The organism is Leifsonia sp. NPDC056665, assembly GCF_042791795.1.
Classification (GTDB): Bacteria; Actinomycetota; Actinomycetes; order Actinomycetales; family Microbacteriaceae; genus Leifsonia.
The window spans coordinates 23,955-50,085 of the sequence record NZ_JBHTXK010000012.1; the positions used below are offsets into that span (position 1 = coordinate 23,955).

Annotated in this window: 31 protein-coding genes and 2 pseudogenes; 2 read left to right on the forward strand and 31 right to left on the reverse strand. The window is 68.0% G+C overall.

Translation table 11 applies throughout. The features are described from left to right. Positions 1-4: 4 nt before the first annotated feature. The 14 genes from rplE to rpsJ are packed head-to-tail and all read right to left on the reverse strand — an operon-like array spanning position 5 to position 6,668. On the reverse strand, positions 5-592 hold the full coding sequence (gene rplE, locus ACFQ9V_RS12620) for a 50S ribosomal protein L5 (RefSeq protein WP_382459488.1): 588 nt from the start codon (positions 590-592) through the stop codon (positions 5-7). Further along, positions 592-951: a 50S ribosomal protein L24 gene (rplX, locus tag ACFQ9V_RS12625; protein ID WP_370054593.1), complete on the reverse strand. Its 360-nt coding sequence runs from the start codon at positions 949-951 to the stop codon at positions 592-594. The genes rplE and rplX overlap by 1 nt, the downstream gene beginning before the upstream one ends. A 2-nt stretch (positions 952-953) precedes the next feature. Beyond that, positions 954-1,322 carry a 50S ribosomal protein L14 gene (gene rplN, locus ACFQ9V_RS12630; protein ID WP_021759574.1) on the reverse strand — a complete coding sequence of 123 codons (369 nt, stop codon included), beginning with the start codon at positions 1,320-1,322 and terminating at the stop codon, positions 954-956. Beyond that, positions 1,319-1,624 carry a 30S ribosomal protein S17 gene (gene rpsQ / locus ACFQ9V_RS12635; protein WP_382459489.1) on the reverse strand — a complete coding sequence of 102 codons (306 nt, stop codon included), beginning with the start codon at positions 1,622-1,624 and terminating at the stop codon, positions 1,319-1,321. The genes rplN and rpsQ overlap by 4 nt, the downstream gene beginning before the upstream one ends. Continuing rightward, positions 1,624-1,956 (reverse strand): 50S ribosomal protein L29, encoded by a 333-nt coding sequence (gene rpmC / locus ACFQ9V_RS12640; protein WP_370054595.1) that lies wholly within the window; start codon positions 1,954-1,956, stop codon positions 1,624-1,626. The genes rpsQ and rpmC overlap by 1 nt, the downstream gene beginning before the upstream one ends. Next, the gene (rplP, locus tag ACFQ9V_RS12645) at positions 1,956-2,375 is read right to left on the reverse strand and encodes a 50S ribosomal protein L16 (protein ID WP_055894786.1); all 420 of its coding nucleotides are present in this window, start codon (positions 2,373-2,375) and stop codon (positions 1,956-1,958) included. The genes rpmC and rplP overlap by 1 nt, the downstream gene beginning before the upstream one ends. 2 nt (positions 2,376-2,377) lie before the next feature. Further along, on the reverse strand, positions 2,378-3,157 hold the full coding sequence (gene rpsC, locus ACFQ9V_RS12650; protein WP_382459490.1) for a 30S ribosomal protein S3: 780 nt from the start codon (positions 3,155-3,157) through the stop codon (positions 2,378-2,380). Then, positions 3,157-3,549 carry a 50S ribosomal protein L22 gene (rplV, locus tag ACFQ9V_RS12655; protein WP_345834049.1) on the reverse strand — a complete coding sequence of 131 codons (393 nt, stop codon included), beginning with the start codon at positions 3,547-3,549 and terminating at the stop codon, positions 3,157-3,159. Before rplV ends, rpsC begins: the two co-directional genes overlap by 1 nt. A gap of 24 nt (positions 3,550-3,573) precedes the next feature. Further along, positions 3,574-3,855 carry a 30S ribosomal protein S19 gene (rpsS, locus tag ACFQ9V_RS12660; RefSeq protein WP_018191964.1) on the reverse strand — a complete coding sequence of 94 codons (282 nt, stop codon included), beginning with the start codon at positions 3,853-3,855 and terminating at the stop codon, positions 3,574-3,576. Positions 3,856-3,867: 12 nt separating this feature from the next. Continuing rightward, positions 3,868-4,707 carry a 50S ribosomal protein L2 gene (gene rplB / locus ACFQ9V_RS12665; RefSeq protein ID WP_382459491.1) on the reverse strand — a complete coding sequence of 280 codons (840 nt, stop codon included), beginning with the start codon at positions 4,705-4,707 and terminating at the stop codon, positions 3,868-3,870. Between the two features lie 24 nt (positions 4,708-4,731). Next, positions 4,732-5,031: a 50S ribosomal protein L23 gene (rplW, locus tag ACFQ9V_RS12670; protein ID WP_382459492.1), complete on the reverse strand. Its 300-nt coding sequence runs from the start codon at positions 5,029-5,031 to the stop codon at positions 4,732-4,734. Continuing rightward, complete coding sequence (gene rplD, locus ACFQ9V_RS12675) at positions 5,031-5,681, reverse strand: 50S ribosomal protein L4 (protein WP_382459493.1); 651 nt, start codon at positions 5,679-5,681, stop codon at positions 5,031-5,033. The genes rplW and rplD overlap by 1 nt, the downstream gene beginning before the upstream one ends. Positions 5,682-5,685: 4 nt before the next feature. Next, positions 5,686-6,345 carry a 50S ribosomal protein L3 gene (gene rplC / locus ACFQ9V_RS12680; RefSeq protein WP_055913953.1) on the reverse strand — a complete coding sequence of 220 codons (660 nt, stop codon included), beginning with the start codon at positions 6,343-6,345 and terminating at the stop codon, positions 5,686-5,688. Between the two features lie 14 nt (positions 6,346-6,359). Then, complete coding sequence (gene rpsJ / locus ACFQ9V_RS12685) at positions 6,360-6,668, reverse strand: 30S ribosomal protein S10 (protein ID WP_005050520.1); 309 nt, start codon at positions 6,666-6,668, stop codon at positions 6,360-6,362. Positions 6,669-7,123: 455 nt separating this feature from the next. Here rpsJ and ACFQ9V_RS12690 point away from each other — a divergent pair, with 455 nt between their 5' ends. After that, entirely contained in the window at positions 7,124-8,065 is a 942-nt protein-coding gene (locus tag ACFQ9V_RS12690) for a hypothetical protein (protein ID WP_382459494.1), read from the forward strand. Positions 8,066-8,310: 245 nt separating this feature from the next. Here the strand turns inward: ACFQ9V_RS12690 and ACFQ9V_RS12695 are convergent, their stop codons facing one another. The 7 genes and pseudogenes from ACFQ9V_RS12695 to rpsL form a co-directional block, all read right to left on the reverse strand. Then, on the reverse strand, positions 8,311-8,832 hold the full coding sequence (locus ACFQ9V_RS12695) for an Ig-like domain-containing protein (RefSeq protein ID WP_382459495.1): 522 nt from the start codon (positions 8,830-8,832) through the stop codon (positions 8,311-8,313). A gap of 12 nt (positions 8,833-8,844) precedes the next feature. Further along, a pseudogene (locus ACFQ9V_RS12700) lies at positions 8,845-8,907 on the reverse strand (hypothetical protein); the annotation flags it as partial. A 241-nt stretch (positions 8,908-9,148) separates the two neighbouring features. Next, positions 9,149-9,862, reverse strand: a pseudogene (locus tag ACFQ9V_RS12705) (choice-of-anchor L domain-containing protein); the annotation flags it as partial. A 135-nt stretch (positions 9,863-9,997) separates the two neighbouring features. After that, the gene (gene tuf, locus ACFQ9V_RS12710; RefSeq protein ID WP_055913937.1) at positions 9,998-11,191 is read right to left on the reverse strand and encodes an elongation factor Tu; all 1,194 of its coding nucleotides are present in this window, start codon (positions 11,189-11,191) and stop codon (positions 9,998-10,000) included. 114 nt (positions 11,192-11,305) lie between these two features. Further along, complete coding sequence (fusA, locus tag ACFQ9V_RS12715) at positions 11,306-13,420, reverse strand: elongation factor G (protein WP_382459496.1); 2,115 nt, start codon at positions 13,418-13,420, stop codon at positions 11,306-11,308. Positions 13,421-13,507: 87 nt separating this feature from the next. Next, on the reverse strand, positions 13,508-13,978 hold the full coding sequence (rpsG, locus tag ACFQ9V_RS12720; protein ID WP_382459497.1) for a 30S ribosomal protein S7: 471 nt from the start codon (positions 13,976-13,978) through the stop codon (positions 13,508-13,510). Next, positions 13,978-14,352 carry a 30S ribosomal protein S12 gene (gene rpsL / locus ACFQ9V_RS12725; RefSeq protein ID WP_055913929.1) on the reverse strand — a complete coding sequence of 125 codons (375 nt, stop codon included), beginning with the start codon at positions 14,350-14,352 and terminating at the stop codon, positions 13,978-13,980. The genes rpsG and rpsL overlap by 1 nt, the downstream gene beginning before the upstream one ends. Positions 14,353-14,797: 445 nt before the next feature. On the opposite strand from rpsL, the gene ACFQ9V_RS12730 reads away from it, so the two are divergent. Then, positions 14,798-15,598, forward strand: coding sequence for a WecB/TagA/CpsF family glycosyltransferase (locus ACFQ9V_RS12730; RefSeq protein WP_382459498.1), 801 nt, complete (start codon positions 14,798-14,800; stop codon positions 15,596-15,598). On the opposite strand, the gene ACFQ9V_RS12735 is transcribed toward ACFQ9V_RS12730, so the two are convergent. From ACFQ9V_RS12735 to ACFQ9V_RS12780, 10 genes are all read right to left on the reverse strand, one after another. Further along, positions 15,549-16,664, reverse strand: a complete 1,116-nt coding sequence (locus ACFQ9V_RS12735; protein WP_382459499.1) for a hypothetical protein — start codon at positions 16,662-16,664, stop codon at positions 15,549-15,551. The genes ACFQ9V_RS12730 and ACFQ9V_RS12735 overlap by 50 nt on opposite strands. Positions 16,665-16,780: 116 nt before the next feature. Beyond that, positions 16,781-17,272, reverse strand: coding sequence for a DUF6121 family protein (locus tag ACFQ9V_RS12740; protein ID WP_382459500.1), 492 nt, complete (start codon positions 17,270-17,272; stop codon positions 16,781-16,783). Between the two features lie 34 nt (positions 17,273-17,306). After that, positions 17,307-18,461, reverse strand: a complete 1,155-nt coding sequence (locus tag ACFQ9V_RS12745) for a hypothetical protein (protein WP_382459501.1) — start codon at positions 18,459-18,461, stop codon at positions 17,307-17,309. Between the two features lie 107 nt (positions 18,462-18,568). Then, entirely contained in the window at positions 18,569-19,279 is a 711-nt protein-coding gene (locus ACFQ9V_RS12750; protein WP_382459502.1) for a type 4a pilus biogenesis protein PilO, read from the reverse strand. A gap of 5 nt (positions 19,280-19,284) precedes the next feature. After that, positions 19,285-20,184: a hypothetical protein gene (locus ACFQ9V_RS12755; RefSeq protein ID WP_382459503.1), complete on the reverse strand. Its 900-nt coding sequence runs from the start codon at positions 20,182-20,184 to the stop codon at positions 19,285-19,287. Beyond that, positions 20,181-21,230: a type IV pilus assembly protein PilM gene (gene pilM / locus ACFQ9V_RS12760; RefSeq protein WP_382459504.1), complete on the reverse strand. Its 1,050-nt coding sequence runs from the start codon at positions 21,228-21,230 to the stop codon at positions 20,181-20,183. Before pilM ends, ACFQ9V_RS12755 begins: the two co-directional genes overlap by 4 nt. A gap of 42 nt (positions 21,231-21,272) precedes the next feature. Continuing rightward, positions 21,273-22,118 carry a prepilin peptidase gene (locus ACFQ9V_RS12765; protein WP_382459505.1) on the reverse strand — a complete coding sequence of 282 codons (846 nt, stop codon included), beginning with the start codon at positions 22,116-22,118 and terminating at the stop codon, positions 21,273-21,275. Beyond that, on the reverse strand, positions 22,115-24,007 hold the full coding sequence (locus ACFQ9V_RS12770; RefSeq protein WP_382459506.1) for a hypothetical protein: 1,893 nt from the start codon (positions 24,005-24,007) through the stop codon (positions 22,115-22,117). Before ACFQ9V_RS12770 ends, ACFQ9V_RS12765 begins: the two co-directional genes overlap by 4 nt. Next, positions 24,004-24,693, reverse strand: a complete 690-nt coding sequence (locus ACFQ9V_RS12775) for a type II secretion system protein J (RefSeq protein WP_382459507.1) — start codon at positions 24,691-24,693, stop codon at positions 24,004-24,006. Before ACFQ9V_RS12775 ends, ACFQ9V_RS12770 begins: the two co-directional genes overlap by 4 nt. After that, positions 24,690-26,090: a prepilin-type N-terminal cleavage/methylation domain-containing protein gene (locus ACFQ9V_RS12780; protein WP_382459508.1), complete on the reverse strand. Its 1,401-nt coding sequence runs from the start codon at positions 26,088-26,090 to the stop codon at positions 24,690-24,692. The genes ACFQ9V_RS12775 and ACFQ9V_RS12780 overlap by 4 nt, the downstream gene beginning before the upstream one ends. Positions 26,091-26,131: the final 41 nt, after the last annotated feature.

Here is a 26,131-nt window from a genome sequence, read left to right on the forward strand (position 1 = left end):
AGGTCTAGTTGCTCGCCTCGTTCGAACGGAACGGGAAGCCGAGCTGCTTGAGCAGCGCGCGGCCCTCCGCGTCGTTCTTCGCGGTCGTCACGACCGTGATGTCCATACCCCGGACGCGGTCGATCCGGTCCTGGTTGATCTCGTGGAACATCGACTGCTCCGTGAGACCGAACGTGTAGTTGCCGTTGCCGTCGAACTGCTTGTCGCTCAGGCCGCGGAAGTCCCGGATACGGGGCAGCGCGAGCGAGAGCAGGCGGTCGAGGAACTCCCACATGCGGTCGCCGCGCAGCGTGACGTGCGCGCCGATCGGCTGGCCCTCGCGCAGCTTGAACTGCGCGATGGACTTGCGGGCCTTGGTGACCTGCGGCTTCTGGCCGGTGATCAGGGTGAGGTCGTTGATCGCACCGTCGATCACCTTGCCGTCACGAGCAGCCTCGCCGACACCCATGTTGACGACGATCTTCACGAGGCCGGGCACCTGGTGCACGTTCGTGAAGCCGAAGTCGCCCTTGAGCTGAGCGGAGATCTCGGTCTTGTACTTCTGCTTCAGGCGAGGCTGGATTTTGCCAGCACTCGTTGCAGTGTCCGTCATTACAGGTCCTTACCAGACTTCTTGGCGTAACGAACGCGGACCGTCTTGGTGACGCCGTCCTTCGTAACGGTCTCGTTGCGGAAGCCGACGCGGGTCGGCTTCTTGGTCTCGGGGTCGACGAGCGCCACGTTGGAGACGTGGATCGAAGCCTCGTGCGTCTCGATGCCGCCGGTCTTCGTGCCACGCTGCGTCTGTCCGACGCGCACGTGCTTGGTCACGAAGTTGACGCCCTCGACGATCACGCGGTTCTTCTCCACGAGGACCTCGATGACACGACCCTGCTTGCCGCGGTCACCACCGCGGGCCTGCGAGCGGCCCGTGATGACCTGGACCAGGTCGCCCTTCTTGATGTTCGCCATGCTTACAGCACCTCCGGGGCCAGCGAGATGATCTTCATGAACTTCTTGTCGCGAAGCTCACGGCCGACCGGGCCGAAGATACGGGTGCCGCGGGGGTCACCGTCGTTCTTCAGGATCACGGCGGCGTTCTCGTCGAACTTGATGTAGGAGCCGTCCGGGCGGCGGGTGTTCTTCCGCACGCGCACGACGACCGCCTTGACGACATCGCCCTTCTTGACGTTGCCGCCGGGGATCGCGTCCTTGACCGTGGCGACGATGACGTCACCCAGGCCGGCGTAGCGACGGCTGGAGCCGCCGAGGACGCGGATGGTGAGAAGCTCCTTGGCGCCGGTGTTGTCGGCGACCTTGAGTCGGGATTCCTGCTGAATCACTTGGCCTTCTCCAGAATCTCAACCAGGCGCCACCGCTTGGAGGCGCTCAGCGGACGGGTCTCGTTGATGAGAACGAGGTCGCCGATGCCGGCGCTGTTGTTCTCGTCGTGCGCCTTCACCTTGGAGGTGCGGCGGAGGACCTTGCCGTACAGGGGGTGCTTCACGCGGTCTTCGACCTCGACGACGATGGTCTTGTCCATCTTGTCGCTGACGACGTACCCGCGACGGGCCTTGCGGTAACCACGGGCGAGGGCCTCGTCGGCCGCCGACTCCGCGGCCGCAGCCTTGGTGGTCTCAGCCATTACTTGGCCTCCTCAGTCTCGGTCTCGGCGACCTCGGGGGCCTCAGCGGCCTCCTTCTTCGCCTTGCTCTTCTTCTCTGCCTTGGCGGGCGTCACGTCGGCCGGGGCCGGGGTCGCCCGGATCCCGAGCTCGCGCTCGCGGATCACGGTGTAGATACGAGCGATGTCGCGCTTGACCGCACGCAGGCGGCCGTGGCTCTCGAGCTGACCGGTGGCCGACTGGAAGCGCAGGTTGAACAGCTCTTCCTTGGCCTTCTTCAGCTCGTCGATCAGACGCTCGTCTTCAAAGGTGTCGAGCTCGCTGGGAGCGAGCTCCTTGGTGCCGATCGCCATTACGCGTCGCCCTCCTCGCGCTTGATGATGCGTGCCTTGAGGGGCAGCTTGTGGATTGCACGGGTCATTGCCTCACGAGCGAGTTCCTCGGAGACGCCGGAGACCTCGAAGAGGACCCGACCCGGCTTGACGTTCGCGACCCACCACTCGGGGGAACCCTTACCGGAACCCATTCGGGTCTCGGCAGGCTTCTTCGTGAGCGGACGGTCCGGGTAGATGTTGATCCACACCTTGCCGCCACGCTTGATGTGACGCGTCATGGCGATACGAGCGGACTCGATCTGACGGTTGGTCACATAAGCGGGGGTCAAGGCCTGGATGCCGAACTCGCCGAAGGAGACCTTCGTGCCACCGGTCGCCTGGCCGCTACGGCCGGGGTGGTGCTGCTTGCGGTGCTTGACTCTGCGTGGGATCAACATGGTTATGCCTCAACTCCTGCTGCGGCCGGCGCGGTCTCGGCGGCGGGGGCGTTGCCCCGGCCACCGCCGCGACGCGGACCACGGTCACGGTCGTTGCGCTCGCGCGACGGCTTCTGGTTGGCCTGCTCGCGGGCAAGCTCCTTGTTCGTGATGTCGCCCTTGTAGATCCACACCTTGACACCGATGCGACCGAAGGTGGTCTTGGCCTCGTAGAAGCCGTAGTCGATGTTGGCGCGGAGCGTGTGCAGCGGCACACGACCCTCGCGGTAGAACTCCGAGCGGCTCATCTCGGCGCCGCCGAGGCGGCCCGACACCTGGATGCGGACACCCTTGGCGCCGGCGCGCTGAGCGCCCTGCAGGCCCTTGCGCATCGCGCGGCGGAAGGCCACGCGGGCGGCGAGCTGCTCGGCGATGCCCTGGGCGACGAGCTGAGCGTCGGCCTCGGGGTTCTTGACCTCGAGGATGTTCAGCTGAATCTGCTTGCCCGAGAGCTTCTCGAGGTCGGAGCGGATGCGCTCGGCCTCGGCGCCACGACGACCGATCACGATGCCCGGACGGGCGGTGTGGATGTCGACGCGGACGCGGTCGCGGGTGCGCTCGATCTCGATGCGGGACACGCCCGCGCGGTCGAGCGAGGTCTTCAGCAGCGTGCGGATCTTGACGTCCTCAGCGAGGTAGTCGCTGTAACGCTGACCCTTCTTCGTGCTGTCGGAGAACCAGCGCGACACGTGGTCGGTCGTGATTCCCAGACGGAAGCCGTACGGGTTGACTTTCTGGCCCATTACTTGCTCGCCTTCTTCGTAGCGTTCGCAACCTCAGCCTCGTCCGGCGTCGCGAGGACGATCGTGATGTGGCTGGTGCGCTTGTTGATCCGGAAGGCCCGACCCTGTGCGCGCGGCTGGAACCGCTTGAGCGTGGTGCCCTCGTCCACGAAGGCCTTGCTCACGTACAGGTCCTGCTCGTCCAGGTAGGTGTTGCTCTGGTCGGCCTTGACACGCGCGTTGGCGATCGCCGAGGCGACGAGCTTGTAGACCGGCTCGCTCGCGCTCTGCGGGGCGAACTTCAGGATGGCCAGGGCCTCCTGGGCCTGCTTGCCGCGGATCAGGTTGACGACGCGGCGGGCCTTCATGGGGGTGACGCGGATGTGACGCACGCGTGCGATCGACTCCACCATTTCTCTCCTCCTTACGCCACCGCGTTAGCGGCGGCGACCCTTCTTGTCGTCCTTCACGTGACCACGGAAGGTACGCGTGGGCGCGAACTCGCCCAGCTTGTGACCGACCATGGTCTCGGTGACGAACACCGGGATGTGCTTGCGACCGTCGTGCACCGCGATGGTGTGACCCAGCATGGCCGGGACGATCATCGAGCGGCGCGACCAGGTCTTGATCACGTTCTTGCTGTTGGCCTCGTTAGCGGCGACCACCTTGCGAAACAGGTGCTCGTCGACGAAGGGGCCCTTCTTGAGACTGCGTGGCATCTTCTCGAACTCCTACTTACGCTTCTTGCCGGCGTTACGACGGCGGACGATGAGCTTGTCGCTTTCCTTGTTGGGGTGGCGCGTGCGGCCTTCCTTCTGACCCCACGGGCTGACCGGGTGGCGACCACCGGAGGTCTTGCCCTCACCACCACCGTGCGGGTGGTCGATGGGGTTCATGGCGACACCGCGGACGGTCGGGCGGACGCCCTTCCAGCGCATACGGCCGGCCTTGCCCCAGTTGATGTTCGACTGCTCGGCGTTGCCGACCTCGCCGATCGTCGCGCGGCAGCGGACGTCGACGTTGCGGACCTCGCCAGAGGGCAGGCGGAGCTGGGCGTAGGGGCCGTCCTTCGCGACGAGACGCACCGAGGCGCCGGCGGAGCGGGCCATCTTGGCGCCACCGCCCGGCTTCAGCTCGATGGCGTGCACGACGGTACCGGTCGGGATGTTGCGCAGCGGCAGGTTGTTGCCCGGCTTGATGTCCGAGCCGGCGCCCGACTCGATCACGTCGCCCTGCTTCAGCCCGGCCGGAGCCAGGATGTAGCGCTTGGTGCCGTCCACGAAGTGGAGCAGCGCGATGCGCGCGGTGCGGTTGGGGTCGTACTCGATGTGCGCGACCTTGGCGTTGACGCCGTCCTTGTCGTTGCGACGGAAGTCGATCACGCGGTACTGGCGCTTGTGGCCACCACCGATGTGACGGGTCGTGATGCGGCCCTGGTTGTTGCGGCCACCGGTCTTCGACAGCGGACGGAGAAGGGACTTCTCCGGCGTCGAGCGGGTGATCTCGGCGAAGTCGGCGACCGAGGAGCCGCGACGACCGGGGGTCGTGGGCTTGTAGTTACGAATAGCCATGTCTGTCTTCCTCTAGTCCTTCGCTTAGCCGACGGCCGTGAAGATGTCGATGGAACCGGACTTCAGCGTGACGATGGCACGCTTGGTGTCCTTGCGCTTGCCGGTGCCGAACTTGGTGCGGCGGGTCTTGCCCTGACGGTTCAGGGTGTTGATCGACGCGACCTCGACCTTGAAGATCGACTCGATGGCGAGCTTGATCTCGGTCTTGTTCGAACGCGGGTCGACGATGAAGGTGTACTTGCCTTCGTCGATCAGGCCGTAGCTCTTCTCGGAGACGACCGGGGCGATGATGATGTCGCGCGGGTCCTTGTTGACGGCGGCCATTACGCGTTCACCTCTTCCTTCTGGGTCTTGGACGAGATGAAGCCCTCGAGCGCGGCCTGCGAGAAGACGATGTCGTCGCTCACCAGGACGTCGTAGGCGTTCAGCTGGTCGTAGGTCAGCACGTGCACGGACGGGACGTTGCGCACGCTCTTGAAAGCGAGCTCGTCGTCGCGCTCCAGCACCACGAGGACGTGGCGGGAGGTCGCGACGCCGTTGAGCAGCTCCACGACGGCCTTGGTCGAGGGGACCTCGCCGGTCGTGAACGCCTGCACGGCGTGGAGGCGGCTGCCGCGGGCGCGGTCCGAGAGGGCGCCGAGCAGAGCAGCGGCGATCATCTTCTTCGGGGTGCGCTGCGAGTAGTCGCGCGGGTTCGGTCCGTGGACGACGCCACCGCCGGTCATCTGAGGAGCGCGGATCGAGCCCTGACGAGCGCGACCGGTGCCCTTCTGCTTGAACGGCTTGCGGCCGGCGCCGGAGACCTCGCCACGACCCTTGGTCTTGTGGGTGCCCTGGCGCGCCGCGGCGAGCTGAGCGGTCACGACCTGGTGGATCAGCGGGATGTTGGTCTGAACGTCGAACAGGGAGTCCGGAAGCTCGATGGAGCCGGCCTTCTTGCCCTTGAGGTCGACGACGTCAATCGAGGTAGCCATCTGCTTAGGCCCCCTTCACTGCGTTGCGGACGAAAACGATGCGGCCACGAGCGCCGGGAACGGCGCCCTTGACGAGCAGCAGGCCCTTCTCGGCGTCGACGGCCTGGACCTTGAGGTTCAGGACGGTCACGCGCTCGCCACCCATACGACCGGCCATGCGCATGCCCTTGAAGACACGGCTCGGGGTCGAGGAGGCGCCGATGGAGCCCGGCTTGCGGTGGTTGCGGTGCGCACCGTGCGAGGCGGAGACGCCCTTGAAGTTGTGGCGCTTCATGACACCGGCGAAGCCCTTGCCCTTGGAGGTGCCGACGACGTCGACCAGCTGGCCGGCCTCGAAGGTGGCGTCCACGGTGAGCTCCTGGCCGGCCGAGTACTCGGCGGCGTCAGCGGTGCGGACCTCGGTGAGGTGACGGCGCGGCGTGACGCCCGCCTTGTCGAAGTGGCCGGCGGCCGGCTTGTTGACCTTGCGCGGGTCGATCTGGCCGTAGGCGATCTGGACGGCGTTGTAGCCGTCGACCTCGGGGGTGCGGACCTGGGTCACGACGTTCGGCGTGATCTCGATGACGGTCACGGGGATGAGCTTGTTGTTCTCGTCCCAGACCTGGGTCATGCCGAGCTTCTTGCCGAGGAGTCCCTTGGAGGTCTTGGTGTCGATGTTGGACATAGCGGCACTCCCCCTTAGAGCTTGATCTCGATGTTGACGTCGGCGGGCAGGTCGAGACGCATGAGCGAGTCGACGGCCTTCGGCGTCGGGTCGATGATGTCGATCAGCCGCTTGTGCGTGCGCATCTCGAAGTGCTCGCGGCTGTCCTTGTACTTGTGGGGCGAACGGATGACGCACACCACGTTCTTCTCGGTGGGAAGCGGCACCGGGCCGACGACGGTCGCGCCTGCACGGGTCACCGTGTCGACGATCTTGCGCGCCGAGGTGTCGATGACCTCGTGGTCATACGACTTAAGCCGAATGCGGATCTTCTGTCCCGCCATGTCTGACTCTCTCTCTTGTTATGGCGTCGTACGAGACGGCTCTTACGAACCGCGCTCGCATTGGACGCAGTGCGACGTACGCGTGGGAAACGCCACTATTCTTCTGTCAACTCACCGCACGCCTCGAGGCACAGAGGAATCCCTGCTTTTCGAAGATGTCGATTGTGAGCATGTCCTGCTACCTGCGGCCTAACCCCTCGACCGCCGGTCCGAAGACTCTCGCGGTGGGCTATGCACTGCCTGGCAGTGATCCGTCCGGAGCGCACGTCAGCGCGCTCGTTCCGAAATGTTGAACTAGACAAGTTTGCCAGATGCGGAGCAATGCTGCAACCCGGGCGTGTCGCGGGCGGTCAACGGGCGTCTGAACTTCCTCCACAGCCGCGTCAGAGCGACGCGTTTTCCACAGATTTCCGTCGCCCCGCCCGCCGCCGCATTGCCATCGCCAAGCTGGGATCATGACAGCACTCCACGACGCCTCCAGCTCCGCCCGGCTCCACCGCCTGCACCTGCGTGCGGTCGAACCCGGGCGCCATGCGACCCTTCAGCAGATCGATCGGAGGCGGTCGCGGAGGGAGCAGGTCGAGCGGCTGCACCTGTTCGCCGCGATGCGGGCGAGGCCTCCCGTGTTCGCGTACTGGTCGGCGGCGATCGTTCACGGGCTCCCCTTGCTCAACCCTCCGCCGGCGACCATCCATGTCGTCGCCGTGGGACCCGCTGAGAGCGCCGCCCACGGGATCGTGACGCATCGGCGGATGGCCGGGGTGGCGCCCGTGCGCACACAAGGGCTCATCGCGACGCCGGTCGCCGAGACCGTGGCGGCACTGGCGGGGCGGACGTCGTTCGTGGAGGGCGTGGTGCTCGCCGACCACGCCCTCCATGCGGGCGCGTTCGGGGATCGGGTCCCGCTCGCGACCTGTGCCGGGCTCGTCGACGCCGCCGGAGCGCTGACCGATCCGGAGGAGCGGCGCCGCGCTCTCGCGGTCGCGCGGTTCGCGGACGGGCGTGCCGAGTCGCCGCTCGAGTCGGTCAGCCGGGCGACGATGGCGCTGGCGGGGGCTCCCCCACCCGAGTTGCAGCTCCGCGTGCAGGACCTGTTCGGCGTGACCGACCGGCTCGACTTCTGCTGGCCTGAGCTCGGGATCGCGGGCGAGGCGGACGGGGCCGAGAAGCTGCAGCATCCGGCCCTTCGACGCTTCCCGGACGTGAGGCGGGCCCTAGCGGCGCGCGCGGAACGCGACAGGTGGATCGAGTCGGCGGGGCTGCGAGTGGTCCGCTGGCGCTGGGCCACCGGGCGGCGCGTCGATCTGATGCGGGAGTTCCTGATCCGGGAGGGAATCACCCTCGATCCGCAGACCCGGCTCGCGGAACTGGGTCTGGGACCGGAGCGGGCCCCCTGACGCAGGAGAACGGGACCGGCGTTCGCCGATCCCGCTCCCGAACGGCGCCTCGCGCCGCCGCTCTCGTGGTTCCAAGACCGCCTAGGCGGTTTCCGAACTCTTCGTCCGTGCTCCGGTCAGCGGCTTGGTCTGGTTTGCGAGGTCCATGCTCACCATAGGCACTCTCCCTTCGTCGACGGACCCGTTCGGTTGAAACGGTGCCCTCATTCTGCGCCCGACCTGGCGAGAGGTAAACCCCTGCGACCTCATGCGCAGGAACGGGTGCGTCGCGATCGCTGGAGGAGACCGAGACCGAGGACCGCCGCACCGGCCGCGCCGGCGCCGATCGCCAGAGTCGCAAGCGGGCTGATCTCGACGGAGGATCCGGTACCGGCGAGAGCGCGCGAGCGCTCCGTCACAGACACCGGTCCGGGCGGGAAGACCGGAACAGTGCGGCCGGTGATGGCCGGCACCGGCCGGGTGACGACATCCAGAGTCACGGTCGCGGACGCGCTCGTCCGGCCCTCCACGGTGGCGGTGTAGACGAACGCGTCGGCTCCGACGTGTGCAGGGTCGCTCCGGTAGCTCCGGTGCGCCCCCTCGCCACTGAGGACGCCGTGGGACGGCTCGGCCACGACGTCGATCCGGACAGACTTCTCGTCCGGAACAGAACCGTCCGCAGCGGAGGCCACCAGGCTGATCGGCGTGTCCTCCCCCGCGAACGCGGTGTAACGCAGGTCGCGGACGGTCGGCGTGAGCGAGGCGTCCTCGACCACCTCGATGTCCACCCGGTACGGGCCGGCGGTGGAGTGACCGTCGCTGACGGTGTACTCGAACGCATCGGCCCCGGAGAAGCCCGCGTCGGGGGTGTAGACGCCGCCGGAGCCGCTCGACCGGCGTGCCGTGGGCCGGCTCGGAGACGACCGCGTACGTCAGCTCGTCGCCGTCCGGGTCCGTGCCGGGGAACTCCACGGAGGCCGACGACCCCGCCGACAGGGTGAACGCGACATCGGCCGCCGTCGGCGGAGCGTTCGACACGACGCCGCCCGCGGCCAGGAGCACGACCGAGTCGAGGATCGCGTCCGAGACATCCGCGATCACGAGCTTGACGTGGTTCTGCTCGTGCGGCGACACCGGAGCGACGCAGCGCAGCGGTACGGTGAAGCCGTTGAGCGCCGTGTCGACCGAACCGGCCGTGTTGTCCACGAACAGGTCCGCGTTGCTGCCCGCGTTCACGGAGTCGACGCTGACGGGCGCCTCCCCGATCACCGCGCAGTTCGCGCCGTTGACGAAGAAGCCGAACACGTCGTTGAAGCCTTTGCCGACCCAGTCGTTGTACTCGGCCGAGCCGAACACGTAGTCGATCGAGAGGGAGGTCGAGGTCGGCACGACATCGAACTCCAGGACGGCCGCGTCCCGGGTCCGCGCGCCCGCCAGGGCGGTGGCGTCCTCGTCTCCCGGAGTGCCCAGCCGCGTCGACAGGCTGTGCCCGTGAGGGCCGGGGATCTCCGCGACCCGACCGGTGCTGAGCGCGACGCCCGACGCGAGACCGAGCGCGTCCATCCCGGCGAAGGAGCCGATCGCGCGCGGGTCGCCGGTGAAACGGATGCCCGAGGTGGTGACGCCCTCGCCGACGAGCTGCGCGACGAAGGACTCGACGGGGGACGCCGTCCCGTCTGTCACCGTTTGAGCCGGGTCGGCCAGGGCGGCCGGCCCGGCGAGGGTGAGCGGCGCCGCGACGAGGGCGAGACCTCCGACTGCGGCGACGAGACGGGTCGAAAGGGAGCGGGTACGGGCGCGGAAAGGGTGCGGGGGCATGCGTGATCACCTTAGGTGTTAGATGGGGCCACCAATATTTATCACATCTCTTCCACTCCACCAAACGACGAAGGGCCGGACCCTTGCGGGTCCGGCCCTCAGCCGAAATGCCTGCCCGGTGGACCGGGCGGGGACTTACTTGTTGATCTTGGTCACCGTACCGGCGCCAACGGTGCGGCCACCCTCACGGATGGCGAAGCCGAGGCCCTCCTCCATGGCGATCGGCTGGATCAGCTCGACCGACATGTCGGTGGTGTCGCCGGGCATGACCATCTCGGTGCCCTCGGGCAGCGAGATGACGCCGGTGACGTCGGTGGTACGGAAGTAGAACTGCGGGCGGTAGTTCGTGTAGAAGGGGTTGTGACGGCCACCCTCCTCCTTCGAGAGGATGTAGGCAGTGCCCTCGAAGTTGGTGTGCGGCGTGACCGAACCCGGCTTCACGACGACCTGGCCGCGCTCCACGTCCTCGCGCTTGGTGCCGCGGAGGAGCAGACCACAGTTCTCGCCGGCCCAGGCCTCGTCGAGCTGCTTGTGGAACATCTCGATACCAGTGACCGTGGTCTTCTGCGTCGGGCGGATGCCGACGATCTCGACCTCGGAGTTGATGGCGAGGGTGCCACGCTCGGCGCGACCGGTGACGACGGTGCCACGACCGGTGATCGTGAAGACGTCCTCGATCGGCATCAGGAACGGCTTGTCCTTGTCGCGCACCGGGTCCGGGATGGACTCGTCGACGGCGTCCATGAGGTCGAGGACCGACTGGACCCACTTCTCGTCGCCCTCGAGAGCCTTGAGGCCCGAGACGCGCACGACCGGGGCGTTGTCGCCGTCGAAGTCCTGGCTGGAGAGCAGCTCGCGGACCTCGAGCTCGACGAGCTCCAGGATCTCCTCGTCGTCGACCATGTCGGACTTGTTCAGCGCGACGAGCAGGTACGGAACGCCGACCTGCTTGGCCAGCAGCACGTGCTCGCGGGTCTGAGCCATCGGGCCGTCGGTGGCGGCGACCACGAGGATCGCGCCGTCCATCTGGGCCGCACCGGTGATCATGTTCTTGATGTAGTCGGCGTGACCCGGGGCGTCGACATGCGCGTAGTGACGCTTCGGGGTCTCGTACTCGACGTGCGAGATGTTGATCGTGATACCACGCTGACGCTCTTCCGGAGCCGAGTCGATCGACGCGAAGTCGCGCTGCACGTTGGTCGCCGACGGGTACTTGTCAGCAAGCACCTTGGAGATCGCCGCGGTGAGCGTCGTCTTGCCGTGGTCGACGTGACCGATGGTTCCGATGTTCACGTGCGGCTTAGTCCGCTCGAACTTGGCCTTAGCCACTGTGGTCCTCCTCAGGACTCTCGTGCAGACACCCCGGTCGACGGATTTCGACCGGAGGGCCTACGGGATTGGTTTCTTATGTTACGGGATGTTGCCTGAGAGCAGTGACCGAGGTCACTCGCCCTTGCTCTTCTGGACGATCTCGTCGGCCACAGCCTTCGGGACCTCCGCGTAGCTGTCGAACTGCATCGAGTACACCGCACGGCCAGAGGTCTTGGACCTCAGGTCGCCGATGTAGCCGAACATCTCGGACAGCGGGACGTTGGCGCGGACGACCTTGACGCCGCTCGCGTCCTCCATGGACTGGATCTGTCCACGGCGGGAGTTGAGGTCGCCGATGACGTCGCCCATGTACTCCTCCGGCGTACGCACCTCGACCGCCATGAGCGGCTCGAGGAGCACCGGGTTCGCCTTGCGCGCAGCCTCCTTGTAGGCCATCGAGCCGGCGATCTTGAACGCCATCTCCGAGGAGTCGACGTCGTGCGAGGCACCGTCGACGAGGATCGCCTTGACACCCACCGTCGGGAAGCCGGCGAGCACGCCGACCTGCATCGCGTCCTGGATGCCCGCGTCGACCGAGGGGATGTACTCGCGCGGGACGCGACCGCCGGTGACGGCGTTCACGAACTCGTACGAGGTCTCCGGGGTCACCTCGAGCGGCTCCAGGGTGATCTGCACCTTAGCGAACTGACCGGAACCACCGGTCTGCTTCTTGTGGGTGTAGTCGTACTTCTCCACCGTGCGGCGGAGGGTCTCGCGGTAAGCCACCTGCGGCTTGCCGACGTTGGCCTCGACGTTGAACTCGCGCTTCATGCGGTCCACGAGGATGTCGAGGTGCAGCTCGCCCATGCCCTTGATGACCGTCTGACCGGTCTCCTGGTTCTGCTCGGTGCGGAACGTCGGGTCCTCTTCGGCGAGCTTCTGGATGGCCGTGCCGAGCTTCTCCTGGTCGGCCTTGGTCTTCGGCTCGATGGCGACCTCGATGACGGGCTCCGGGAAGGTCATCGACTCGAGGACGACCTGGTGGTCCGGGTCGCTCAGGGTGTCACCGGTGGTGGTGTCCTTGAGGCCGATCACCGCGTAGATGTTGCCGGCGGTGACGAAGTCGACCGGGTTCTCCTTGTTGGCGTGCATCTGGAAGATCTTGCCGATGCGCTCCTTCTTGCCCTTGGTCGAGTTCACGACACCGGCTCCGGAGTCGACGCGGCCCGAGTACACGCGGACGTAGGTCAGGCGACCGAAGAACGGGTGCACGGCGACCTTGAACGCGAGCGCAGAGAACGGCTCGGTGGCGTCGGCGTGGCGCAGGATGACCTGCTCCTCGTCGCGCGGGTTGTGCGCCTCGATGGCGGGCACGTCGAGCGGCGACGGGAGGTAGTCGATCACGGCGTCGAGCATCGGCTGCACACCGCGGTTCTTGAACGCGGAGCCGCAGAGGACCGGGTAGATCTCGTTGTTGACCGTGAGCTTGCGGATGGCGGCCTTGATCTCCGGGATGGTGATCTCTTCGCCGGCGAAGAACTTCTCGAGCAGCGCGTCGTCGGTCTCGGCGACGGTCTCGAGGAGACGGTTGCGGTACTCCTCGGCCTTCTCCTGAAGGTCGGCGGGGATCTCCTGGACCTCGTACTTGGCGCCCATGGTCACGTCGCCCTTGGCGTCGCCGGGCCAGACCAGCGCGCGCATCTCGACCAGGTCGACGACGCCGACGAAGTCGGACTCCGCGCCGATCGGGAGCTGCATCACCAGCGGCTTGGCGCCGAGGCGGGAGACGATGGTGTCGACGGTGAAGTAGAAGTCGGCGCCCAGCTTGTCCATCTTGTTGACGAAGCAGATGCGCGGAACGATGTACTTGTCGGCCTGACGCCACACGGTCTCCGACTGGGGCTCGACGCCCTCCTTCGCGTCGAAGACGGCGACGGCACCGTCGAGGACGCGGAGCGAGCGCTCCACCTCGACCGTGAAGTCGACGTGACCCGGGGTGTCGATGATGTTGATCTGGTTCTTGTTCCAGAAGCAGGTGACCGCGGCGGACGTGATGGTGATGCCGCGCTCCTTCTCCTGCTCCATCCAGTCGGTGGTCGAGGCGCCGTCGTGCGTCTCACCGATCTTGTGGTTGACGCCCGTGTAGAACAGGATGCGCTCGGTCGTGGTGGTCTTGCCGGCATCGATGTGGGCCATGATGCCGATGTTGCGGACCTTGTTGAGGTCGGTGAGCACGTCCTGTGCCACAGGGATTCCTCCGAAAAGTAGAAAGTGGAAGGGGTGCCGCCCGGGCGTGGCACTCCTACGAGTGCAACGCCCGGACGACGAAAAGTGTTACCAGCGGTAGTGGGCGAAGGCCTTGTTCGACTCGGCCATCTTGTGCGTGTCCTCGCGGCGCTTGACAGCGGCGCCCAGACCGTTGGAGGCGTCGAGGATCTCGTTGGTGAGACGCTCGGTCATCGTCTTCTCGCGACGGCCCTTGGCGTAGCTGGTGAGCCAGCGCAGCGCGAGGGTGTTCGCGCGGTGCGGCTTGACCTCGACCGGGACCTGGTAGGTCGAGCCACCGACGCGGCGGCTGCGGACCTCGAGGGTCGGGCGGATGTTGTCGAGCGCCTTCTTGAGGAGGACGACCGCGTCCTGGCCGGACTTGGTCGAGACGCCCTCGAGCGCGTCGTAGACGATGCGCTCGGCGAGGCCCTTCTTGCCGTCGAGGAGGATCTTGTTGACGAGCTGGCTGACGACCGGCGCGCCGTACACCGGGTCGGCGACGACGGGGCGCTTCGGAGCGGGACCCTTGCGAGGCATTACTTCTTCTCCATCTTCGCGCCGTAGCGGCTGCGAGCCTGCTTGCGGTTCTTGACGGCCTGGGTGTCGAGCGCGCCACGGACGATCTTGTAGCGGACGCCGGGCAGGTCCTTCACACGGCCGCCGCGGACGAGCACCATCGAGTGCTCCTGCAGGTTGTGGCCCTCACCGGGGATGTACGCGGTGACCTCGGTCCCGTTCGAGAGCTTGACGCGCGCGACCTTGCGGAGCGCGGAGTTCGGCTTCTTGGGGGTGGTGGTGTAGACACGGGTGCACACGCCGCGCTGCTGGGGGTTGGACTTCAGGGCGGGAGCCTTGGTCTTGGTGACCTTCGGCGTCCGGCCCTTCCGAACCAACTGCTGAATGGTTGGCACTGAACTTCTCCTTATATGGACTGCACGGTGACAGTTGTCGCTTTTTTCCCCGCACCCCGAGCGACCCGCTTCGCAGGCGATCGAGGAGTTGGGGAGTATCGGACCGATGGCCGATATGCCGTGGGGGCGGTGATTCCGTGCGGTCTCTCCGCCCATCGGATGAGTACGTGCCGGCCCGCTCGGTGTCGGCTCTCGCGAGCACACAACAAGCGCGCGTCAGAGCGCACACCCGATAAATACTATCGTCCGCGCGGTGGGCGGTCAAATGAGCGAGGGCGTGCTACCGGGCTGTCCGCGCACAGCGAAAGGGTGGAGCGTCGTCGGGTGCGCGACAGACGCGCCCGGTGAAGTCCGGGGTGATCATCGGCGCCACGATGCGCCGCAGCGGCTGCCGCTCGCGCCGCCCCGAGCCTGGCATCCACTATATATATGTCAATCTTTGCGGATGCAGACCTTCGAACGCGCCGTCCTGGGCGGCCTCCAGCTCGACCGGGCGGACCTCGACGAGTCCAGCCGCCACGTCATCGACCTCGCCCGCGCGGACGGCGGGATCGTCGTCACCTCGAACGTCTCGATCTCGCGCCACCTGCGCACGGTCGGCCTCCCCGAGCTCGAGGAGCAGACCTCCTTCTGGACCGTCGACGGCGTCCCGCTCACCTGGCTGCTGCGGATCGCGGGCAAGGGCCGGTTCCCCCGCGTCACCGGGACCGACCTGATGAACGCGGTCATCGAGCACCCGGCCGCGGCCGACCTGCGCGTCGGCATCGTCGGGGCGCACGCGGCCGAGGCGGAGGCGTTCTACCGTGCGCGCGGCCACGCGCACGTCCACGGAGCCGCTCTCCCGTTCGCCGAGCCGGGCAGCTCGGCACTGATCGACGCCGCGAGCGCGTTCATCGAGCGGGTGCGGCCGGACGTGCTGTTCGTCTGCCTGGGCTTCCCGAAGCAGGAGCGCCTGATCCTGGAGCTGCGGGCGAGGCATCCCGAGAGCATCGTCTTCATCGGGGCCGGGGCTGCCGCGCAGATGAACACCGGGCACTTCCCGCGCGCGCCGCACCTGATGCGCCGGCTCGGGCTGGAGTGGGTGTGGCGGATGGGACAGGACCCGTCGCGCCTGGTGAGGCGCTATCTGCTCCAGGACCTGCCGTGGCTCGTCGGGATGATCCCGGTGGCCGTGATCGAACGGGTGCGGAGCGGCCTCACGCGCCTGCCTGCGCGGGAGGCCCGTCGTTCGCGATCAACGGGGTGAAGAGCGCGCCGCCGCCGCCGCCGTCGAAGGTCAGGATGCCGCGGAAGTCGAAGCTCCACGGGTCGGTGTAGCCCTGGCCGGTCGCGCCGTCGGACCTGCGGGTCAGTGTCGCCTCCGCCGAGATGCTGCCCGACGTGCTGTCGACCGTCCAGCCGCCCGTCGTCCACACCGGGTCGATCGTGACGTCCGGCCGGGTGTGGAGCTGCCAGCTCACGTTGCTGATGTCGTCGGCGGCGCTGTCCGCGTAGGTGCCGAACGGGCAGTTGGCCGGCACGGCGTCGTGCGAGGCGACGCACCCGTCCAGCCAGGTGTTGATCGCGGTGCGCGCCGCCGCCTGGCCGCCGTCGGAGAGTCGGGCGGTGAACACCGTGGGTGAGGCGGCGCTGCCGGCGGGAGTGCTGGTGATCGCGCTCATGGGGACGTCGAAGTTCGCGCTTTTCGAGACGAGCTCCACCGGGTACGTGCCGGGCAGCGCGCGGAGGGTGACGTCGGTGGCGAGCGGCATGTTCTGCGGCTTCACGCCGGCGACCGCGTACTGGATGCCCGCCGGGCCCTCGACCATGAGGTCGACGGTGTCGGGCTCGATGCGGCCGAGGCGCCAGAACGGGAGCCCGGGGAGGCCTCCCTCCTGCTCCACGACGAACGAGCGGTTGTACGTGTGATCGCCCTGCGTGATCTGCGCCTGCACGGTCGTGGTGGCGCCGCGGGTGACCGGGGACTGCACGGTGAAGGAGCTGACGCGGTCGGTGATCCGGGAGTACGCGGCGTCGTTGAGCAGCACGTCCCCGCTGTTGGCGTGGATTCCGGCCAGCTTCATCGCCGCCTCCGCCCGGCCGTGCTCGAGCTCGCCCAGGTACTGCGCGACCAGCGTGCGCGGGAGGTTCTGGATCGCGACGACCGCCGACAGCGAGACGGTGACGCCCACGGCGGTGACCAGGAGGGTGACCGCGGCGATGAGGGCGAGGATCCAGCGGCCCGCGTGCGAGCGCCGGGGTTCGGCGGGAACGGGGGCCGGTGTGAAGAGGGTGTCGTCGTCCGGGAGGGCAGAGGCTGGAGCGTCGGACATCGGAACCTCTCTGTCGGGTTCCCGCAGTGTATCGACCGGGGGTGGACTGCCGCGTCCACCCGTTCGGGTCACCCTGCGCGCTACTCGCAGCGTTACTCGCAGCGCTACTCGCAGCGCTACTCGTCGCCGGGCCGCTCCCACGGCCAGCGCGGCCTCCCGCGCTGCCGGAAGCGGCCGACGAGGACGAGCTGGTAGAGCAGCATGATCAGGACGGCCGCGGCGCCGGCGGCGATGGCGTAGAGGCTGCCGAGCTGCCCGGCGGCGAACAGCACGAAGTGCAGGACGTCACCGGTGGCGAGCGCGCCCGCCACTCCCCCGGTCAGGCAGTAGGCGAGGTAGCACGCGACGCCGGCGCCGAGCGCGTTGAGCGGCGCGATGCGCTGCTGATCGCCCGGCACGCGGATCCCGGTCAGGATCAGGAGGACGAGGAGCACGGCCACAGCCACGCCCGTCATGATCGGCCCGACCAGCGGCCCGGCGGCCGGGTCGGGGATCACCTCGGTGTCCGTCCCGAGCGAGATCAGCCCGAACGCCGCGACGAGGACGGCCAGGTAGAGGACGTCGGCGAAGCAGGCGACGACGATGGCGTAGGAACGCTCCTCACGCATGGGAGCCCCCTCGAAAGCGGATGGGTACGGTCGGTCAGTACCCCTGAGCGTACGCGTTGGCGGCCTGGTTCTGGGCGTCGGCGAGCTGCTGCTCGTAGTCGGCCTGCGCCTCCGCGTTGCGCGCCTTCAGCTTGCGTCCCCGCGCGGCGAGCCACGCTCCCGTCCAGACCGACATCTCCCGGGCGATGACACCGGCGAGGACCGCGAACGGGTTCACCCAGACGCGGCTGAGGATGAGCGCCTGCTCCTCCGCGTTGCGCGACAGGTAGTGCGCGTCCGAGAGCTCGGCGCCGATGTAGACGAGGTAGACGAAGACCGCGACGACCAGGCCGCCGAGGATGTACGCCCACCAGCGCGCCCGGTTGATTATCTGGATGAGCACGACCATCCCGACGAAGAACGCCACGATCGGCGCCCAGCCGGCGAGCTGTGTCGTGAAGTACTGGGTGAGCACCGGCAGGAACTCGCTGCTCGGCGTCAGCATCGCGCCGACGACGACCACCGCGACGGCCCAGAGCACGGCGAACGCGACAGTGCCGACCAGGGCGATGAGGATGCCGACGCCGCGATTGCTCTTGCGCTTGGGCGGCTCTGGGCGCTGCAGGAAGATCGGCGCGACCGGCTGGGGGATGAACGGCGGCGGGGTCTGCGCAGCCGGAGCGGCCGCGGCGGTGGGCTCGCCCTGCGGGGCGGCGGCCGGCTGAGGCGCCTGCTGCTGGGCGGACGCCTGCTGGGCGGCCTCCCCCGCGATGATGACCGGCGCGGCGGACTGCGCAGGAGAGGCGGTGTCGACGGTCGCGTCGCCCGCGGCGGTGGCGCCGGGCTCGCTGGAGGAGCGCGCGACGGCCGCCGCGACGTCGTCGGGCGACGAGGTCACGGGCTCCGGCTCGATCGCCGCGGTCGGCGGCGTGGAGGCGGGGGCGGCGGGGACCTCCGCCGCCGCTTCGTCAGCAGAACGGTTGAGGTGGCCTCGGGCGGACACCGGCGCCGACGGCGGCACACTCATCTCCGGGTCCGTGTCGTGCGGCTCGCCCGCGGACGCCGGCGCCGGCTCGGCGGCGGCCGACTCTGCGTGCGGCGCGGGCTCGGCGGCGGCCGACTCGGCCGGCGCGGTCGCAGGCGGAGTGGCAGGTTCGACCGACCCCGCTTCATCCCGCTTGTCGGCGGGTTCCGGTGTCGTGTCGCTCATGCTGGCACTCCTCGCTGCGCCCCCAGTGGGCACCCTGTGATCTGGTGCCCACTGTAGCAACGGGGTACGGCGGGGCGAGGGAGGGCGGGCCGTGCGACCGGACGGAACTACTTCGCCGGAGCGGCCTGCGTCCCCGACTTCAGCACGTAGATGAATCCGCTCACCTTGCCGTCGAAGCCCGGACCGTTGGCGGCGGGTCCGACATCGATGCCGTTCACCAAGAAGAGCCGCTGTCCCTTCTGCGCGGCGGCGGCGAACGCCACGATGTTCGGGTAGTCGCCACGGACGGTCACCGAGACCGGGATCACGGTGAAGTCGTCCTTGGTGACGAGCGCGCTTACGGCCGGCGGCATCCCGGGCACCGCCGTGGGTGCGGCCGTCGGCGTGGGGGTCGGTGACGGTGTCGGCGTGGCGGTCGACCCGCTCCCCGTGGTCGTTGCCGCGGGAGCCGGAGCCGCGGGGTTGGCCGGAGGGACGAATCCCTGCCCGTCGGTGATCTGAGAGACGGTGATCGTCAGCCCGTTGGCCGCGGCAAGGGAGTTGAGCTCGTCCATGAAGGCCGGCGTGTCGGACTGCGCGGGGATCGCGAGTCCGAGCGCGTCGAGCTGCGACTTCAGCTGGGGCAGCGCCTCGCTGTCCTTCCTGAGCTTGTTCAGCGTGCCCTGACTGGCGGTGTTGGTGCCCTCCACCAGAAGCGTCTGCGCGTCGGCTGCTGCCGACTGATCGAGTTGCGGCTGGATTCCGAGCACCCAACCGAGGGCGGCAACGACGACCATCGCCAGCACCGAACCGATGATCCAGAGACGTGTCTTGTCCATCGCGGTCACTTGTCCTTCGGCTCGAAGCGCTTGGTGTAGAGGGTGTCGGAGACGTGGATGGTCACGGTCGCCTTGTAGACATGGCTGACCTCGTCCAGCGTCACGGTCCCGGGGACGACGTCTACGACGCCGGGGATCTTCTGCAATTCGGCGACCCACGCCGGCACGTTCGGCAATGCTGCGCTGGTGCCGACCACGGTGACCGTGCCGATGCGCGGCCCCTGGAGCGGATCGGTCGACTGCTGGTACAGCGCGATCGGAGAGACCGAGTCGACCGCGACAGACGCGAGTCCCAACCCGGCCGGCTGCGCGTGCCCGACCTGGTCGAGGAACGCCTTCCAGTCGATCTCGGTCGACGCCCCGGCCTGCTGCGCCGCCTGTGCCAGCGCGACCTGCTTCTGAGCCTCGCGCGCGGGCGCGTATCGCTGCTCCTGAGCCAGAAGCGATGCCGTCTCGCTTCGCGCGGCGAGCAGCTTCGCCTGCGAGAGCACGTTCAGGCTGAAGGCGCCGCCGGCCGCGGCCAGCACGACGAGGAGGACGATGAGAACAGCCCAGCCGAAACCACGACGGGTTCGCGCGTTGCGCCGTTCCGTCCGGACCTCGGGTGGCAGGAGGTCGACGCGCGGCTCCCCGCCGACGGCAAGGCCCTCCTGTCGGGAGACGCCGGTGCGTGGTGGGGCGTCGGCCTTCCGCGCCTCGGTCACCTTGGGCGACGTGGGCGACTTGGACGGCTTGGACGGCTTGGACGGCTTGTCCTTGGTTCGGCCCCTGGGGGCCTTCGGCGCTTTGGGGTCGCGCGGCGCCTTCGCCGCCTTGGCGGCCTTGCCGGCCTTGCCACGGGGTGCGCCCGCCGCGCCTTCAGCGGTGTCATCGGCGTCGTTCGGCCGCCGTGCGATGAGGCTCATGCTGCGCTCCCGAGTGCGAGGCCGACCGCCGCGGAGAGAGTCGACCTGTTCTGCCGAAGAAGCGTAGCGTCGAGATGACGCGACAGCGCGACGGCGTGGAAGGGGTCCCCGACGGCGACGGGCAGCCGGGTCATCTCGCCGAGCGCGTCGGCCAGACCGGGAAGCTCGGCGCCGCCACCGGTCAGCACGACGCGGTCGACCGGGGTGCTGGGGCGAGTGTTGACGAAGTAGCTGACCGTGTTGCGGAGGCTGGTGAGGAGCTCGCCGGTCACCCGGTAGATGATCTCCACCGCCTGATGCTCCTGCGGGCTCGACACCTGTTTGGCGAGACCGATGGTCGCCTTGATCCGCTCGGCCTCTCCCGGCTCGACTTCCAGCCCGGCCCGAAGCGCCTGCGTCAGCTCGGCGCCGCCCGCGGGAATGATGCGCACGAACTGCGGCGCGTTGTCGGTGAGGATCACCACGCTCGTGGTGTTGGCGCCGATGTCGATGAGCGCGACTGTGCCTTTGTTCCCGGACCGGGTGATCAGCGCCCGGGAGACCGCGAACGGAAGAAGGTCGACGTCGACCGCAGTGAGACCGGCCAGGGTGGCCGCCTTCACGTTGCCGAGCACCGCGTCCTTGACCGCTGCGACGAGCAGGCCGTTGACGACGGGGCCTGTGTCGCCGATCTCCTCGGAGACCGGGTAGAAGTCCAGGAGCGCATCTGCGACGGGAACCGGCAGCATGTCCTGCACATGGAAGGGCAGGCTCTCGCGGATGCGGGTCTGCGACATGCGCGGAACGGTCAGGTCTCGCGCGAGGACGCGCTGGTTCCCCATCCCGAGCACGACCTCCTTGCTCTTGAACCCGCCCTGCTGCCACAGCTGGCGCAGGCTCGCGGCAACCGTGTTGGGCTCGAGGACTTCCCCGCGACTCGCCGCGCCGTCGGGAAGCGGCACCTCGTAGTGGCGCAGAAGCGTGGGTCTCGGCTTCTTCGGATCACCGAGCTCGACGGCACGAATGGATGTGCTGCCGATGTCGATGCCGACGATGCTGCGTGCCATACGATTCTCCTTTTCTTCAGACGGTCGATCGCCGCGTCGCCGTCAGGCGACTCCGAGGATCGCCAAGTAGGCGTTCCAGATCGTGGATCCGGCGAGGATGCCGAGCCAGGCTCCGGCCAGCATCCACGGGCCGAATGGGATACCGCCGCCTTTTCCGGCACGCCGGGCGGCGACGAGAACGAGTGCGAAGACGCCGCCGAGGACGAACGCGGCGAAGCCGCCGACGATGAGCGGCCCCCATCCCAGATAGCCGAGGAACATCCCGAGGACGCCGGCCAGCTTGACGTCGCCGAAGCCCATTCCGCCCGGGTAGACGAGGGCGAGCAGGAGGTAGACCGCGTAGAGCACCACGCCTCCGATCGCCGCACCGAGGAGGGCGCCCCAGTCGCCGGTCAGTGCCGCGGCCGTTGCGAGCAAGGCGGCACCGACGAGGTACGAGGGCAGCACGATCGTGTTCGGCAGCCGGTGGGTGTCCAGATCGATGAGGGCGAGGGCGATGCTGATCGCGGCGAGGTAGAGGTAGGCGACGACCTCCAGCACGCCGGCGGCGAGCGCGACGCCGGTGTGCTCGATGGGTGCCTGCGGGCCGGCCCAGAACCACCAGGCGACGACGGCGAATGCCACGGCGGTGGCGGCCTCCACGAGCGGGTACCGCGCCGAGATCGCGCTGCGGCACGACCGGCAGCGGCCGCGCAGCACCAGCCAGGAGACGACGGGAATGTTGTCGTACGGCTTGATCTCGGTGCCGCAGCTGCCGCACGCGCTGGGCGGGGACACGATCGAGCGGCCGGCCGGCACGCGGTAGACGACGACGTTCAGGAACGAGCCGATGAGCGCGCCGAAGACGGCGACGAAGCCGACGGCGAAGGCGAAGAGCGCGAGGGTCATGAGAGCGGCGCCCCCGTCGCCGAGAAGGCGGTCCTGACCTCGATCTCGGTGGCCACGTTGTACGACGTCGTGCGCGGGGTCGGGAACTTGGGCGGCGGCGAGTTCAGCAGACGACTGTCATAGCTGTACCGCTTGAGGAATCCCGTCGAGTTCGACCCGGTGCCCACGGGACCGCGATACTCCTGGGCGATCGAGCCTGTCACGCAGAGATACCCGGCGTACGAGGCCGACGAGTAATTGTGCACCTCGAAGCTGTGGTAGTTCGACAGGATGGCCGCGTTGATCGTCCGCGCGCAGTTGCCGCTCGACGAGGTGGCCTCCCAGGTCAGGTAGTCCTTGCTCGTGCTGCAGGTGGTGTTGCGGGCGGTCGGGAACGGGGTCGGGTTCGTGCACACCTCCGGGTCCCAGACCCAGACGGCGCCGGCGCCGACGAGGCCGAGGATGTCGTTCGCAGGGTCGCTGTAGACGAGTTTGCCGGTGATCCAGGCGAAGTGGTCGGCGTTGATCGTCATCGCACTGTGCATGGTGCCCTGCACGAACACGTCGCCCGCCCGACAGTTGTAGGGCGCATAGGTCGAGACGATCTCGTTGGTCACCGGGTAGCCGAGGCCGTTGCCGGCGCTGGTGTTGTCCGCGCCGACGCACTTCAGCGTGTTGGCGTTGGGCGAGGTCGATGACGACCAATAGTTCGGATCACCAACGGTGGTCGGCACACTCTGCACGTAGGCGAGGTTGTTGTAGAGCTGCGAGGCCGAGCCGATCGCGATGGTCTGCCCGTTGGTCAGGTCCGCGAGCGTGTTGGCGTTCGCTGCAGCTGTGCCGCCGACGGTGCCGGGCTTGCCGCAGAAGGCCGGCGCCGATCCTCCTGGTGGCACCGCAGACGGGTTGAGTTCGGTCTTCACCGTCCACGGCGAGATGACGTTCATGTACGCGGTGCCCCCGGAGACGGAGAACGTGATCTTCGTCGGCCCAGTGTAGAGGCAGCCCGGCACGGGCACCTTGGCCGGGATGTCCGTGCGCACCTGATCGAGCTGCGCCTGCGGTGGCGGCATGGTGATGAGCGCGGAGTTCACAGGGGCTCCCGCGCTGAACACCGGCGTGCCCGAACAATTGGTCTGCGTGTACAGGTTGCCGGAGGAGTTTCGGTTGGGGTTCGCGGTCGAGACCTTCTGCTTGAAGGTACCGCCGCAGATGTTCAGGGTGTCGTTCGAGTGCACCTGGCCGTCGAAGGTATCACCGGCGATGAAGTTGATCAGGCAGCCCGCCGGCCGGCTGGTGCCCGACCAGGCGTAGGCCTTGGGGCAGCCGCCGCCGTTGAGCGCCGGGTCGAGCTCTTCGTAGTCTGTGAAGTAGACGTAGTTGGTGAACCCGGTCTGCTTGATGTTCGCGACGACGCTCCGGGTGACGTTGTCGACCCGCCCGGTGGCGCGGATGTGCAGGATGCCGTTGCTCGCGTACTTGGAGTTGTCGACCTCGTAGCGGAAGGAGGCGTTGGCAGGAAGGCCATCGGTGAGCTGGACGGTCGCCCAGGTGCCTCCTGCGGTGACGCCGAAGGCCGGGTTGGCATTCGTCCCGGTCGGAAGCGTCACTGTGCCCTGCGAGTTGTTCGCGATGGTGAAGGGCGAGTTCGGGTTGCCGTACTGCTGGTAGCTGGGGTCGTTGGTGAGGCGACCCTGATACTCGCCGATGCCGGCGAACGCGGCCGACATCGCGGCGTCCCAGTCCGCGTCGTGGTTGGAGCGGACCAGCCCGGAGACCGAGAACGACATCGTCATCGCGACCAGGAGCAGCAGGACCGCACCGACTCCGACGACCAGCGACAGCGCGACACCGCGGTCGCGAGAGGAGCGGACCCGGCGAAGCCGCCGACGCAGAAGGGTGATCATCACGACCCCGATCCGATATTGGCCATGCCGATGGTGTTGGTCAGCGTCACCGCGCTTGCCATGCCCGTCGGCTGGATGGTGATGGTGATCTGCACCGATGTGACCGTCGCGCGCGCCTGCCAGGTGGTCAGATTCGCCGGGAGGAGTTCGGCGCCGGTCTTGTCGAAGTAGCGGAACACTGCGGTCGATGCGGGGATGGAGTTGCAGAGCGCCCGTGACGTGGTCACCGTCGGGTAGGTGAAGTCCCAGTGCCCGTTGACGCCCGCCACCGTCGTCGTCGCCGCGTACTGGTACTCCCAGAGCACCCCGTTGCTCACGGTGTAGGTGACCATCACGGGCGACTCGCCCCCGCTCAGGTTCACGTACGCGTAGAACGTGATCGACTGCGCGGACGCCGCGTAGATCGCGGGGTCGGCCTGCTGACCGCCGACCACGGGGTTGGCCCACGGGTCCGGTGTCGCCGCGCGGATCATGCGGGCGACCTGGTTCATGCCGTTCGACGCCTGCCGCGTGCCGCCGTCGATCGACTGCGCCAGGCTGAAGCTATGCGTGCCGATGATGAACAGCGAGACGGCCATTGCCATGACCACCGTGGTCAGAGCGATCGCCACCAGCAGCTCGATCAGCGTGAGGCCTGCATCGCGCGACTGCGCGGCGCGGATACGGAGGCGGCGCGCCAGCCGGATCACGGCAGCCTCGGATCGAGCGTGAAGATGTTGCCCGCCGTGAAGGCGGGACTGCCCGCTGGCAGAGTGATGCTGGTGGACGCTACGAGCGTCGAGGTCGAGGGCGTGTCTGTCTGACGGGCGAGCGCGTACAGCTTCCAGCTGCCGTACGGGAGCGCGATGGTCGACGATGTCCCGCTCGACTGTGCGAAGGCCATCGACATCCCGGTCGCGCAGCCGGGATCGCCCACCGTCGAGGCTGCTGTCGCGCTGACGGCGACGAGCCACTTGGTGGAGACTCCACTGACGGTGACCAGCGGCATCGAAACGGTCCCGACGGAGCCGACGTCGACGGGGAACGGATCCTGTCGAACGCCGACGTGGCCGGTGGCGTTCGGGGTGATCCACTGCGCGGGATCGACCGACAAGCAGAGCGGGCTCGCACCCGTAGCCGGTCCGACCGCGGTGTACGAGCCGGCGAACGCCTGGTAACCCGAGGCGAACGGGAACAGGGGCGTTCTCGTGGTGGTGATGCCGGCGACGGTGGTCTTGACGACCTGCGCCGTGTACGCGTCGCCTTGCGGCACGTAGGTGACCGTGAGGTTGCTGGGGAACATCGTCGTCAGCGGCGCGCCGGGTGCGAGCGTGAGCGTCGGCGTCGCTGCGGTGTCGTACTGCTTGTCGAGCACGGAGGACTGGCCTGCGGTGACCGGCACGCTGAGTTTGAGCGGCTGCTGCTGGTCGCTGCTGATCCGGCCGTCGCCGGACGCGCCGATCGTCACGATGTAGGAGCCGGGCACGACCTTGAGGATGTAGCTGCAGCCGTCGATGTCGGTCGCGGAGGGTGCGGGGCTGACCGTGGCCGCCGTGTTGGGGGAGATCGAGTTGTCGACGGCGACGGCGATGGGCACGCCGGCCACTCCCCCGCCCGCTGCGTTGCGGGCGTGGATGATGATGGTACCCGTCGTCGGGTCGTTGATCGGGCCGGCCGGTGCGAGCAGCGTGCTCGCCTGCACGGGACTGGCGCCGCTGCGCATCCCCGACCAGGTGACCGAGACGTTGAGGGTCTTGTTCTGCAGCAGGCCGGAGGTGCCGCAGTCGGAGGCCGTGCCGGCGTTCGTCAGCCATCCGGCGGACTTGGTCACCGTGTAGGTCGTGCCGTCGACCGTCGTGGTCGAGACTCCGCTCACGACAGAGAAGACATCGGTGGCCGAGCGGGCCTGGTCGACGGCCTGGGCCGCGAGGTTCGCGGCCACTTCGCTCGATCGATTGGACCGGGTGATGGTCATCGCGGTGGTGAGCAGATATGCGACCAGGACGGAGAGGACGCCGAACACCACCATGGCGACCAGCACCTCGATGAGGGTGAATCCCTGGTCGCGGGGGACGCGTGCGATGCGGATGGACTGCTGGACGTTCATGGGTCACCTCCCTGGTTCGGGTCCGTGGGCGGGCTTCCTGG